Origin of the sequence: Limosilactobacillus panis, assembly GCF_019797825.1 — a bacterium.
Lineage (GTDB): Bacteria > Bacillota > Bacilli > Lactobacillales > Lactobacillaceae > Limosilactobacillus > Limosilactobacillus panis_A.
Window position 1 is genome coordinate 1,004,460 of the sequence record NZ_CP081855.1, and the last position, 12,939, is coordinate 1,017,398.

Annotated in this window: 13 protein-coding genes; 10 read left to right on the plus strand and 3 right to left on the minus strand. The window is 46.6% G+C overall.

Annotated features, from left to right (window positions below; translation table 11 throughout):
- Positions 1-293: 293 nt before the first annotated feature.
- Entirely contained in the window at positions 294-2,081 is a 1,788-nt protein-coding gene (gene aspS, locus KZE55_RS04880) for an aspartate--tRNA ligase (RefSeq protein ID WP_222259725.1), read from the plus strand.
- Positions 2,082-2,309: 228 nt separating this feature from the next.
- Here aspS and KZE55_RS10470 read toward each other — a convergent pair whose 3' ends face one another.
- From KZE55_RS10470 to KZE55_RS04890, 3 genes are all read right to left on the minus strand, one after another.
- The gene (locus tag KZE55_RS10470; protein ID WP_396442469.1) at positions 2,310-2,591 is read right to left on the minus strand and encodes a GNAT family N-acetyltransferase; all 282 of its coding nucleotides are present in this window, start codon (positions 2,589-2,591) and stop codon (positions 2,310-2,312) included.
- A 219-nt stretch (positions 2,592-2,810) separates the two neighbouring features.
- Positions 2,811-3,551 (minus strand): amino acid ABC transporter ATP-binding protein, encoded by a 741-nt coding sequence (locus KZE55_RS04885; protein WP_315853401.1) that lies wholly within the window; start codon positions 3,549-3,551, stop codon positions 2,811-2,813.
- Positions 3,541-5,058 carry an ABC transporter substrate-binding protein/permease gene (locus KZE55_RS04890; protein ID WP_222259727.1) on the minus strand — a complete coding sequence of 506 codons (1,518 nt, stop codon included), beginning with the start codon at positions 5,056-5,058 and terminating at the stop codon, positions 3,541-3,543. The genes KZE55_RS04885 and KZE55_RS04890 overlap by 11 nt, the downstream gene beginning before the upstream one ends.
- 314 nt (positions 5,059-5,372) lie before the next feature.
- On the opposite strand from KZE55_RS04890, the gene rpsU reads away from it, so the two are divergent.
- The 9 genes from rpsU to era all read left to right on the plus strand — a co-directional run bounded on the left by rpsU (position 5,373) and on the right by era (position 12,934).
- Positions 5,373-5,564: a 30S ribosomal protein S21 gene (gene rpsU, locus KZE55_RS04895; protein WP_047770440.1), complete on the plus strand. Its 192-nt coding sequence runs from the start codon at positions 5,373-5,375 to the stop codon at positions 5,562-5,564.
- Between the two features lie 69 nt (positions 5,565-5,633).
- Positions 5,634-6,083 carry a GatB/YqeY domain-containing protein gene (locus KZE55_RS04900; protein ID WP_222259729.1) on the plus strand — a complete coding sequence of 150 codons (450 nt, stop codon included), beginning with the start codon at positions 5,634-5,636 and terminating at the stop codon, positions 6,081-6,083.
- A 110-nt stretch (positions 6,084-6,193) separates the two neighbouring features.
- Complete coding sequence (bsh, locus tag KZE55_RS04905; RefSeq protein WP_222259731.1) at positions 6,194-7,171, plus strand: choloylglycine hydrolase; 978 nt, start codon at positions 6,194-6,196, stop codon at positions 7,169-7,171.
- 209 nt (positions 7,172-7,380) lie between these two features.
- Positions 7,381-8,616, plus strand: a complete 1,236-nt coding sequence (locus tag KZE55_RS04910; protein WP_222259734.1) for an argininosuccinate synthase — start codon at positions 7,381-7,383, stop codon at positions 8,614-8,616.
- Positions 8,606-9,988: an argininosuccinate lyase gene (gene argH, locus KZE55_RS04915; protein WP_222259736.1), complete on the plus strand. Its 1,383-nt coding sequence runs from the start codon at positions 8,606-8,608 to the stop codon at positions 9,986-9,988. The genes KZE55_RS04910 and argH overlap by 11 nt, the downstream gene beginning before the upstream one ends.
- A gap of 161 nt (positions 9,989-10,149) precedes the next feature.
- The gene (locus KZE55_RS04920) at positions 10,150-11,157 is read left to right on the plus strand and encodes a PhoH family protein (RefSeq protein ID WP_222259738.1); all 1,008 of its coding nucleotides are present in this window, start codon (positions 10,150-10,152) and stop codon (positions 11,155-11,157) included.
- Positions 11,158-11,159: 2 nt separating this feature from the next.
- Complete coding sequence (ybeY, locus tag KZE55_RS04925) at positions 11,160-11,639, plus strand: rRNA maturation RNase YbeY (protein ID WP_222259747.1); 480 nt, start codon at positions 11,160-11,162, stop codon at positions 11,637-11,639.
- Entirely contained in the window at positions 11,623-12,018 is a 396-nt protein-coding gene (locus KZE55_RS04930) for a diacylglycerol kinase family protein (RefSeq protein ID WP_222259927.1), read from the plus strand. Before ybeY ends, KZE55_RS04930 begins: the two co-directional genes overlap by 17 nt.
- A 10-nt stretch (positions 12,019-12,028) precedes the next feature.
- A complete protein-coding gene (gene era, locus KZE55_RS04935) occupies positions 12,029-12,934 on the plus strand; it encodes a GTPase Era (protein WP_222259749.1) in 906 nt (301 codons plus the stop codon).
- Positions 12,935-12,939: the final 5 nt, after the last annotated feature.

Sequence of the window (12,939 nt, forward strand, 5' to 3'; positions counted from 1 at the left end):
TTGCCGGGTATTGACTTTCCAGGCGGGGACGAGTAAGGTTAACACTGAAATTAAATATTCGTGACCGAAGATAAAAGAATGCTCGGCACCTTCAAAGTAATAGCGAACGGGGATGGTGAAAGCCCGTCAGAAGAAGCGCCGATTGACACTTTTTAGGTTGGGCAATGTCCCCGCTAGGAAGCTAGCGTTATCGTTGAGTAGATACCAAGGTGGTACCGTGCATTAGCACCCTTGTTGAAAAACAGGGGTGCTTTTTTATTTTTGGAAGTGGATAAAAAAGGGGAAGTTAGAGAATGAAACGTACTAATTACGCTGGTGATACCAGTAAAAAACAAGTCGGTCAAGAAGTCGTCCTCAAAGGTTGGGTTGCTAAGCGCCGGAACCTTGGTGGCCTGATTTTTATTGACCTCTGGGACCGGGAAGGAATTGTTCAATTAGTCTTCAACGAAAAGGATAATCCAGCGGTATTTAAGGTTGCAAATGCCGTACGGGGCCAATATGTCCTGGAAGTTCACGGTAAGGTTCAACTGCGGGCAAAAAGGGAAATCAATCCCGACATGAAGACCGGGAAGGTTGAAGTTGCCGTGGACTACATCAAGGTTCTTGCCAAGTCAGAAACCACACCGTTTGATATTACGGATAATGTTGACGCAACGGAAGACCTACGGATGAAGTATCGTTACCTCGACTTGCGGCGTCCCGAAATGATGAAGAACCTGAAGCTACGGAGCAAGGTTGCCTCCATCGTTCATAACTATTACGATGGTGAAGGCTTCTTGGACGTGGAAACGCCGGACTTGACCCGGTCAACGCCAGAAGGGGCCCGGGACTATATCGTTCCTTCCCGGGTTTACCCTGGTCACTTCTATGCCCTGCCACAATCACCACAGCTGTTTAAGCAGTTGCTGATGGCTGCAGGGGTTGATAAGTACTACCAGCTGGCCCGGTGTTTCCGGGACGAAGACCTGCGGGGGGACCGTCAGCCAGAATTCACCCAGATTGATACGGAAATGAGTTTTGCCACACCTGAAGACATCCAAACCGAAACGGAGGGCCTAATCAAGCGGGTCATGAAGGAAGTTAAGGGGATTGATGTTAAGACACCGTTCCCCCGGATGGAATGGCAGGAATCAATGGATAAGTATGGTTCTGACAAGCCCGACACCCGTTTTGGTATGCTGATTCACGACCTGTCGGACATCGTCAAGGACAGTGCCTTCAAGGTCTTCTCCGGAACGGTGGCCAACGGTGACTTTGTCCGGGCCATCTGTGTGCCCGGTGGTGCTGATAAGTACTCCCGGAAGGACATTTCCAAGAAGGAAGAATACATCAAGCGTTATGGTGCCAAGGGATTAGCTTGGGTTAAGGTAACTGCTGATGGCTACAGCGGTCCCGTTGCTAAGTTTCTAAATGATAAAGCGGCTCAAATTAATGCCGAAATGGGTGCAAATGAAGGAGACCTGATCCTCTTTGTTGCGGCTAGTTTCCACGTTGTCTGTGACTCTTTGGGCTACCTGCGGCGGGCAATTGCCAAGGAAATGGACATGATTAAGCCAGGACAATGGAACTACCTCTGGGTTGTTAACTGGCCAATGTTTGAATATGATGAAGGGTTCGGCAAGTGGATTGCTGCCCATCACCCGTTCACCATGTTGAATGAAGAGGACCTCCACTACCTTGAAGATGGTGAGGATCCGCACAAGGCCCACGCCCAAAGTTATGACATTATCCTGAACGGTCAAGAAATTGGTGGTGGGTCAATCCGTATCCACGATCCAAAGGTCCAGGAAAAGGTCTTAAAGGCTCTGGGATATACCAAGGAACGTGCTGAAGCGCGCTTTGGCTTCTTACTGAAGGCCCTCACGATGGGGATGCCGCCAGAAGGTGGACTGGCATTCGGCCTTGACCGGTGGGTAATGCTGCTGGCTGAAGCAGACAATATCCGGGACGTTATTCCATTCCCAAAGAACTCTAAGGCCGTCGAACCACTGACGGCTGCGCCAGGGAAGGTTAGCCAACAACAATTGGATGACTTGAAGATTAAGTTTGACGATGACGTTGATTACCGCCAGGACAAGTAAATAAACATGCTAAGGGGGAGACAGGGCTAGCTTGCTAGTTCGTTTTTCGATGCGAAGCTAGCCTGTGGAGAACCCCCGTCGAGTCGAAGCAAGTCTTTATAAAGCACAAAGAGGACTCTAGTGTTCGGAAAATCCGAATGCTAGAGTCCCTTTGTGTATTGCACTGTAGCATTTTCAACTATAACTATATAGGAGACTTATGTCACAACCCCTTTAACATGTTTAAAGTCAATCAGTATTCATTTTGAGAACAATCATATCTCGTAAGCGGAGGTGGTTTTCAAAGATTGGGTTGCGGTAATTATCGGTGAGAAAGTTGCTCCTAATTGCAACCGCACGGAAACCCACCTTTTGATAAAGGTACAGTTGTTTGAAGCTCGTCGACCCGGTGCCGATAATTAACTTACGGTAGTGGTGTTGGTGAGCGTACTCCTTGGCAAAGTTAAGTAAGAATGTGGCTAGCCCGCGGTTTTCAAATTTTGGGAAACAGCCAGGTTCTTGATTTTTAATCGGGACGCGCTAACTGGTAAGGAAAACGCGGGTAGCGAGTAAGCATGAACCCTGCCGGAGCTCAAATACAGTTCCATTCTTCAGATAGCAGTCACTAGCTTGCGGCTAGGGTCAGCCCGCAGGAATAATTGCCAGTGAGCAGTGGTGATTTTATTGGTTAGCTTCTTCCTTAACATAAAAGAGGTTGGGCACGTTACATGTCCAGCCTCTTTTAAGGTTTTATTTAAGAACTTTCTTCAAAAATTCCTTTGCCCGGTCACTAGTTGGGTGACTAAAGAAGTCCTCTGGCTTGCCGCTTTCTTGGATGTAGCCATCGGCCATAAACCAGATTTGGTCAGCCACTTCTTTGGCAAAGCCCATCTCGTGGGTTACCACCACCATCGTCATTCCGGAATCAGCTAATTCTTGCATAACATTCAGCACTTCATCAACCATCTCAGGGTCAAGGGCACTGGTCGGTTCGTCAAAGAGCATCACCTCCGGGTCCATTGCCAGAGACCGGGCAATGGCCACCCGCTGCTTTTGACCACCGGAAAGGCTGTCCGGATAAACGTCTGCCTTGTTCTCAAGGCCAACTTTTTTAAGAAGCCCCATTGCGGTTTTGGTTGCTTCTTCTTCACTTAGTCCCTTAACCTTGATGGGGGCAATCTTGATGTTGTCAACAACGGTCATGTTAGGGAAAAGGTTGAAGCCTTGAAAGACCATCCCCATCTTTTCCCGTAGTTTGTCCAGTTCAGGGTCAGAAATATTAGTCAAATCCTGGCCTTCAAATAGGACCTTACCCGCAGTGGGCTTTTCAAGGACATTCAGGCACCGCAGGAAAGTACTCTTCCCGGCACCAGAAGGACCAATCACACAAATTACTTGTCCCTTTTCGACTTCTTCAGAGATATCTTTGAGGACTTCGTTACCGTTAAATTCCTTTTTCAGGTGTTGAATTTCGATCATTTTAGTGGGCATGTTTCATTCTCCCTTCGAAGTAGTTCAGGATTCTTGTCAACGTAAACGTCAGCACAAAGTAGATCAACATAGTGATAAACAGTGGTAAGACACCCTTGTAAGTATCTGCTTGAACTAACTGGGTCTGGTACATCAATTCGCCAACACCAATTGTGGAAACCAGTGAACTATCCTTTAACAGGGTAATAAATTCGTTCCCCAGGGCAGGCCAAATGTTACGCATTGCCTGTGGCATGATGACAAAGTGGAAGGCCTGCTTCTTCGTCATTCCTAGACTACGGGCGGCCTCAGTTTGACCGATCGGCAAGGACTGAATACCAGAACGGATGACCTCGGCAACGTAGGCACCGGAGTTAACTGATACGGCAATGATCCCCGCAACCAGCGCAGGAAGTGATTGGATAACGGCCCCAATCCCGAAGTAAACAAACATGATTTGGACCAACATCGGTGTTCCCCGAATGAACTCAATGTAGCAAACGGCAATTCCGTGCAGGATCTTGTTTTGTGACAACCGCATCAATGCAAACAGGGTCCCGAGCAGGAAACCGAAGAAGACAGCGATAACGGTGATAATCAGGGTATATTCAACCCCCTTAGCAAAGAATATCCAGTATGAAGCAACTGTGTTGTGCTTCTTGTAAGACTTCATGTACTTGGAAGCTTGTGGAATCCACTTCTTGTTAATCAAATCTTCTTTATTGATCTTGTTGACAGTTTGGTTTCCCGCAGCTTCTAGTGATTTATCACCCTTTGGAAAGGCCATCGCAATCCCACCAGAGTCAATCTTAATATGTGAGTTGAAGGTGTAGAGGTTGGAGTTGTTGCTTGCGTATGCTTTAGCAGTGGCTTCATCCATTAAGACTCCATCAACCTTGTGGGATTGGAGAGCGATTACCAATGAAGTGATCTTGGCCAAACCCTTTTCCTGGACGTTCGGGATATTTTGCTTAACCAGGTTATATTCCATTGCCCCGTTTTGGGCACCGACAGTCTTGCCCTTGAAGTCGTTAACAGACTTGTACTTAGCTTTGTCAGCTTTGTTAATCAGGAAGTACTTATGTCCAGTGTAATAAGGCTTAGAGAAATCAACGCTCTTCTTCCGCTCGGGGGTAATGTTCATCCCCGCAATGACGGTGTCGACCTTGTGAGACTCAAGGGCTACCAGGAGGGAGTCAAAGTCCATGTTCTTGATAACCAGCTTAACGCCCAGGTCCTTGGCAAACTGCTTGGCAACATCCATTTCAAAACCAACGTACTCGGTTTTACCATTTTTCTTGGTAGTGAATTCGTACGGTGGATAATCAGCACTGGTCCCCACGACCAGCGTTCCCTTTTGCTTAATCCTTTGTAGTGAATCATCGGTCGCTGCATTCGTTGAGTTCGCGGTAGAACTCGAACTGGTGCTACTGCTTGAACTAGTTGCAGCAGCAAACGCATTGAGCGGCGCTAGAAACACTGAAACACAAAGAATGCATAACATCAATAATTGCTTAAAGTGCTTCATAATTCTTAATCTCCTTTGCCAATAGAATTAAAATAATTATTGTAAATGAATATACACCTCATTCACTATTTATGCAACACTTTTTCGCAAATAAAGCATAAATATTCACTATGCGAGTGTTATCGTGAACGGGGAATTATTTTTTCTTCATTAAATATATGAGAAGACTAAAATCATTAATTGGTTTAAAAATAGTTATTGATAAATGCGGAGTAAATATTGACACTGGGGGTGGAATTAGGTACAATACCTTTTGTAGTGAAAGGTGTAAGTAGCCTGAAACGTAACTTTAAGCTCGGAGGGAGGGAATCAAGATGTCAAAAACAGTCGTTCGTAAGAATGAATCTTTAGACGACGCTCTTCGACGCTTTAAACGTTCAGTTTCGCGCAATGGGACTTTGCAAGAATACCGGAAGCGTGAATTCTACGAAAAGCCTAGTGTTCGGCGTAAGTTAAAATCTGAAGCAGCACGGAAGCGCAAGAACAAGCGTGGTCGTCGCTACTAAAATGTTTGCTCCTACCTTCGATGTGGTGGGAGCTTTTTTCTTAATATGAGTTATGAGGAGGACTTGAAGATGGCATTATTGAAACAATTATCGACTGACATGATTTCGGCAATGAAGAACCGTGATAAGGAGACCTTGGGAGTTGTCCGGATGCTAAAGGCGGCCGTTCAAAATGCGCAGATTGAAGCAGGGCATGATCTGACACCGGATGAAGAAGTAGCGGTTATGTCACGTGAATATAAACAACGCAAAGAATCACTGGCCGAATTTGAAAAGGCGGGTCGTCAGGACCTGGTTGATAAGACCAACGCGGAACTCAAAATTGTGGCAAAGTACATGCCTAAACAGTTATCTGCAGATGACGTTCTTAAGATTGTTAACGATACGATTGCCCAAGTTGGTGCCACTAGTATGAGAGACTTCGGCAAGGTTATGGGGGCAGTAATGCCAAAAGTTAAGGGCCAAGCCGATGGGAAGGTTGTTAACCAGGCTGTTAAAAAAGCATTGAGCAATAAATAACTTTATAAACACTTTAGCCAGCCGCCCCTTTAGGTGGTTGGCATTTTTTAAATGACTATTTCTTTAATAAAGGAGTAGAATGAGGGGGTATTAAGGAAGAGGGCTTTTATATGTGCACATCAATTTTATATACTGCTGGGGACCACTACTTTGGGCGCAATCTCGATTTGGAAGTTTCATTTGGTCAAAAAGTAGTAGTCACACCACGTGATTATCCACTTGAATTTCGGCAAATGACAGCATTAAAACATCATTACGCTATTATTGGTATGGCTATCGTCAAGGAAAACTATCCTTTATACTTTGACGGGGCCAATGAAGAGGGCCTTGGAATGGCCGGACTGAATTTTGCCGGTTTGGCGCACTTCTTCCCCGTTGAAGAGGGCAAAGATAACGTTTCACCATTCGAATTTATTCCTTATGTTCTGGGCCAATGTAAAGACGTTGCCGAGGCAAAGAAACTACTCACCAACCTCAACTTGGTAAATATCAACTTCTCTGAACAGCTCCAGCTTTCTCCACTCCATTGGTTGATTGCTGACCGGCAGGGAGCATCAATTGTTGTTGAATCCACCCAGAGTGGTCTTCACATTTACGATAATCCAGTGGGTGTCCTGACCAATAACCCCGAGTTTCCATCCCAGATGACGAATCTGGCAAATTACCAGAGTGTTTCACCAGCTGATCCGGTTAACACCTTAATGCCAAAGAAAGAACTCAAGACATACAGTCGGGGCCTGGGCTCCCACATGTTGCCAGGGGGGATGGATTCCGAAAGCCGTTTTGTTAAGGAATGCTTTACCCTGCATAATGCACCGGCGGGAGGCAGTGAGCTGGAAAATGTTACCAACTACTTCCACTGTCTACATGCGGTTGAACAGCAGAAGGGGCTTGACGAGGTTGCACCGGATACTTTTGAATATACAATCTACTCCGATGGGGTCAACCTGGCTACGGGGACCTTCTACTACACGACCTATGAAAATAACCAGATCAATGCTGTACAAATGCATAATGTTGATTTAGACGCCGAGGAACTTGCCCAGTTTCCACTGGTTAAGGAACAGGCCATCAATAATCAAAACTAAATAAGGATAATTGAAAAGCGGTTTGATTACTCGTGAGCACGGGTAGTTAAACCACTTTTTAACTGCTTAAATACCGTCCATCCAGTTTGACTATACATATTTCTGAATAAAATACGGAAATTTTGCAAAATTGCTTGATATATATTCAAAAACATTGTATATTAATTTCAATTAATAAATATGCAAACAAATGAATGGAGACGATAATAATGACGAAAGAAAAAATTGTGCTGGCTTATTCCGGTGGCCTTGATACCTCTGTTGCAATTGCCTGGTTAAAGAACAAGGGCTATGACGTAATTGCCTGCTGTATCGATGTTGGTGAGGGTCTTGATCTAGAAGCCATCAAAAACAAGGCGACTGCAATTGGTGCCTGGAAGTCAGTTGTGATTGACGCTAAGTTGGACTTTGCGGAACAGTTTGTTCTTCCCGCATTGCAGGCCCATGCGATGTACGAACAAAAGTACCCACTAGTTTCGGCACTGTCACGGCCACTGATTGTCCAAAAGCTGGTTGCCACCGCCAAGCAGTACGGGGCCACCGCAATTGCTCACGGTTGTACTGGGAAGGGGAACGACCAGGTCCGGTTCGAAGCTGGTATTCACGCCTTAGCCCCTGAAATGAAGATTGAAGACCCTATTCGGAATTGGCATTGGTCACGGGAAGAAGAAATTCAATATGCAAAGGACAATAATATTCCCGTACCAATTACTAAGGCTAGTCCATACTCAATTGACCAAAACCTGTGGGGGCGGGCCAACGAATGTGGGATCCTTGAAGATCCGTGGGCAGCGGCTCCCGAGGACGCCTACGAACGGACAAGCCCAATTGAAGAAACCCCTGACCAGCCAACCGTGATGGAAATTACATTTAAAGAGGGGGTACCAACCGCCCTTGATGGTGAGGAACTTCCTCTGGACAAGCTAATCATGAAGCTTGATAAAATTGCCGGTACTAACGGGATCGGCCGGATCGACCACGTTGAAAACCGGTTGGTTGGCATCAAGTCCCGGGAAATTTATGAATGTCCTGCTGCGACCGTCTTGCTTGCTGCCCACAAGGACCTTGAAGACCTGACTCAAGAGCGGGAAGTTGCCCATTTTAAGCCGGTAATTGAAGGCAAGATGGCGGAAATCATTTATAATGGATTATGGTACTCACCATTGATGAAGGCGTTAGTATCGTTCATTGATGAAACGCAAAAAGTGGTTAACGGTGTTGTCCGGGTAAAGATGTTCAAGGGTAATGTCATTTGTGAAGGACGGAAGTCACCAAACTCCTTGTACGATAAGAACTTGGCAACCTACACCTCTGCGGATGAGTTTGATCAAAAGGCCGCAACCGGCTTCATTAAGCTCTGGGAATTACCTGACAAGGTCTATGCCCAAGTCCAAGAAAAAGCTAACCACCATTTAGAGAAAGGGGAAGTAACGGATGCCTATTAAGAAGATGTGGGGTGGCCGGTTTGAAAAGGGTGGCGACCAGCTCGTCGACCAATTCGGCGCCTCCATTTCCTTTGACCGGGAGATGGCAAAAGAAGACATCATGGGTTCGCTAGCCCATGTAAAGATGCTAAAGAAGACCCAAATTTTACCTGGGGCGGACGCCGATAAAATTATTGACGGGTTAAATGATTTAATGACTGAGCTTGAGAAACACGGCTTACCGTTTGACGTGGAGAATGAAGACATTCATATGAATATTGAGGCCCTCTTGACCAAGAAAATTGGTTCAGTTGCCGGTAAACTCCATACTGGACGTAGTCGTAATGATCAGGTAGCAACTGATTTCCACCTTTACGTTAAAGAACGGCTGCCCAAGATTATTACTGCCCTCAAGGATCTTCAGCAGTCCCTCGTCAGCCTTGCCGAAAAGAACGTGGAAACCATCATGCCGGGTTACACCCACATGCAACACGCCCAACCAATCTCTTACGGTCAATACTTAATAGCTTACTTTCAAATGTTTCAACGGGATGTGGAGCGCTTTACCTTTAATAAGCAGCATACTGATCTCTCCCCACTGGGGGCGGCAGCCCTTGCTGGGACGACCTTTCCGATTGACCGGGAAATGACCACGGCACTTCTCGGTTTCAATAAACCGTACGCCAACTCGTTAGATGCTGTCAGTGATCGGGACTTTGCACTGGAGTTCCTGAGTAACGCCAGTATTTTGATGGTACACCTTTCCCGCTTATGTGAAGAAATCATTTACTGGTGTAGTTATGAATTTAACTACATTGAACTATCGGATGCCTATTCGACCGGTAGTTCCATTATGCCCCAGAAGAAGAATCCGGATATGGCGGAACTGATTCGTGGAAAGAGCGGCCGGGTGTTTGGCAGTCTGATGGGACTTTTGACCACCATGAAAGGCTTGCCGCTGGCGTACAATAAGGATATGCAAGAGGACAAGGAAGGGGTCTTCGATACCGTCAAGACTATCCTACCGTGTCTGAAGGTCATGACGGGGATGGTTGAAACCTTGCATGTTAATAAGGATAAGATGGCCCATGCCACTCACCATGATTTTTCCAACGCCACTGAGCTGGCGGACTATTTGGCCACTAAGGGGATCCCGTTTCGGCGGGCCCATGAGATTGTCGGTGAGTTGGTCCTCAAGGGGATTAAGACTGGCACTGATCTAGCAGACATTCCACTAAGTACGTTTAAGCAAATTGATTCACGGGTTGAAGATGATGTCTACCAAGTTTTGAAGCCAGCCGTCGCGGTCCAGCGGCGGAACTCGCTCGGCGGAACTGGTTTTGCCCAGGTTAAGGCGCAGATTACTGCCGCGAAACAGATATTAAATAAGTAATACGAGACTGAAAGGTTCTGATGTCAGCGCTTGGCTGGTGTCAGAACTTTTTTATGTTCTTTGAAAGAAGCTGGGGACGCTTTGATTATTAACCAGGGGGAAGCTATGATATAATCAATCTGAAAAAACGTAATTTAATCGTTAAAGGAGAATTGAATAATTTGGCAGAAAGCACGGCAGAATATGAACAAATATTTCAAATTGACCAACCCGCAATCGAGGTTGGTATTTTAGGGCCCCAAGATAAGTTCGTCAGCCTGATTGAGCAGGGAATGGAGGTTACCCTGAATCCCTTTGGCGGCAATTTAAAAGTCAGTGGGCGTCGGGAAGACGTAAAACTGACAATCGACGTCTTCCATGCGCTGGTTAACCTTCTTCAACAGGGAATTCACCTGCACAGTACTGATATTGTCAGCGCAATGAAGATGGCCCACAGGGGGACTTTGGAATACTTTGCGGACCTTTACAGTGAGACTATCATCAAAGACCGCAAGGGACGTGCAGTTCGTGTTAAGAACTTTGGCCAGCGCCAGTACGTCAACGCAATGAAGCATAATGATATCACATTTGGTATTGGCCCCGCCGGAACAGGGAAAACCTACCTGGCAGTTGCAATGGCGGTGGCGGCCCTAAAACGTGGTGAAGTCGAACGGATTATCGTTACTCGTCCGGCTGTTGAAGCGGGGGAGAGCCTGGGCTTTCTTCCCGGTGACCTGCAGGAAAAAGTTGACCCATACCTGCGGCCAATTTACGACGCCTTAAACGATATCCTAGGTTCTGACCATACCCAACGTTTGATGGAACGGGAGATCATTGAAATCGCCCCATTAGCCTACATGCGGGGCCGGACTTTGGACGGTGCCTTTGTCATCCTCGATGAGGCACAAAATACCACCAACGCTCAGATGAAGATGTTTTTAACCCGCCTGGGATTTGGCTCTAAGATGGTCGTTAACGGTGATATCTCACAAATTGATTTAGCCCATGGTGTGCGGAGTGGGCTAGTGAGTGCGCAACGAATCTTGAAAGACATCCAGTCAATCAAGTTCGTTCGCTTCAGTGCCGAAGACGTGGTTCGGCACCCGGTTGTTGCCCGTATCATCACAGCTTATGAAGAGCACGCCACTAAAAAAGTAAGTAAGGACAAAAAGACGTCGAAGGAGGAATAGTGGTGGACCTGACAGTGTACGATGAGACTGGAGGCCAGGTAAGTGAGAATCAATTGGCCCTGGTTAAGGACGTTTTGCAATTTGCTGCCCGCAAATTAGCCCTTAAGGACAACACCGAGATGTCGGTGACCTTGATGACAAACCCCGCAATTCGCAAACTTAACAAACAGTACCGAGGGGTTGACCGGGCGACCGACGTTTTAAGCTTTGCTGCAGAGGAGAGTGGGGACGAGACCCCCATCATTATGGACCCGGCATTGGCAGCAGAACTACCGGAGAACCTCGGCGACCTCTTTGTCTCAATTGACAAGGTAGCGGAACAGGCTAAGTTTTTGGGTCACTCAAGCGACCGGGAACTGGGGTTCCTGGTTGTTCACGGCTTCCTCCATTTAAATGGCTATGATCATGAAAAGCCAGCCGATGAGAAAAGGATGTTTACATTGCAGCGGGAGATACTAGATGAGTATGGACTCAAAAGATAAGCACCAGGTAACTAAAAACAATCACCTCCTGCAGGCGATGAGCCACGCCTTTGATGGAATTATTACGATGCTGCGTGAGGAACGTAATATGCGTTACCATGTCCTGGCTGCCTTTTTGGTCGTTCTCGCCGGGATATTCTTTCATATCCGAGCGGCAGACTGGCTATGGCTCCTCCTGGTGATTTTTTTAGTTTTTGCCGCTGAGTTTTTGAACACCGTTACTGAGGCCGTCACCGACCTCTTGGTCAGCCACCACTATGATGTTGAAGTAAAGAAGGCAAAGGACGTGGCCGCCGGGGGGGTCTTGATTGCGGCTTGTTTTGCCGTTTTAGTGGGGCTGATAATATTTGGCCCATACATTATACAGTTATTTAAGTAGGGAGAAGAAAATGGATAATCCAAACTATAAGTCAGGTTTTGTTGCTCTAATTGGACGACCTAACGTCGGTAAGTCAACCTTGTTGAACTATATTGTTGGTCAAAAGGTGGCAATCATGAGTAACGTTGCGCAAACGACCCGGAATAAGATCCAAGGGATCTACACGAGTCCTAAAGCCCAAATCGTCTTTATTGATACGCCTGGCGTCCACAAGCCGGTTACCAAGCTTGGCGATTTTATGGAGCGGTCGACCTTATCTGCTTTAGACGAGGTCGATGCTGTAGTTTACGTTGTCAGTGCCAGCGAGAAGCGGGGGCCTGGTGACAACTTTATTATTGAGAAGTTACGGCAGGTTAAAAAACCAATTTATCTGGTTGTCAACAAGATTGACCAGGTTCACCCTAACGAACTGCCTGATATCGTTGACCAATACAAAAATGACCTCTCCTTTAAGCAGGTCATTCCAGTTTCTGCCCTCCAGGGGAACAACGTTAACGAGTTAATCAACCAGTTGATTAAGGGCCTACCTAACGGACCTCAATACTACCCAGATGATCAAATTTCCGACCACCCCGAGCGCTTTGTCATTGCCGAAATGATTCGGGAAAAGGTGTTCATGCTGACCAGGGATGAGGTTCCCCATTCCGTTGCTGTCGACGTCACCTCTGTTAAGCGGGAGGATGAAGAACATGTTCATATCTCTGCTAACGTTGTTGTCGAACGGCCGGGACAAAAGGGAATTATCATTGGCAAAAAAGGTCAGATGCTCAAGAAAATTGGGACGATGGCCCGCAAGGATATTGAACACCTGCTTGGTGACCATGTCTTCCTCCAGCTGTGGGTCAAGGTTGTGCCAAAGTGGCGCGATAAGTCAGCAATGCTTAAGGACTATGGTTACCGCAGCAAGGACTATTAATCGCT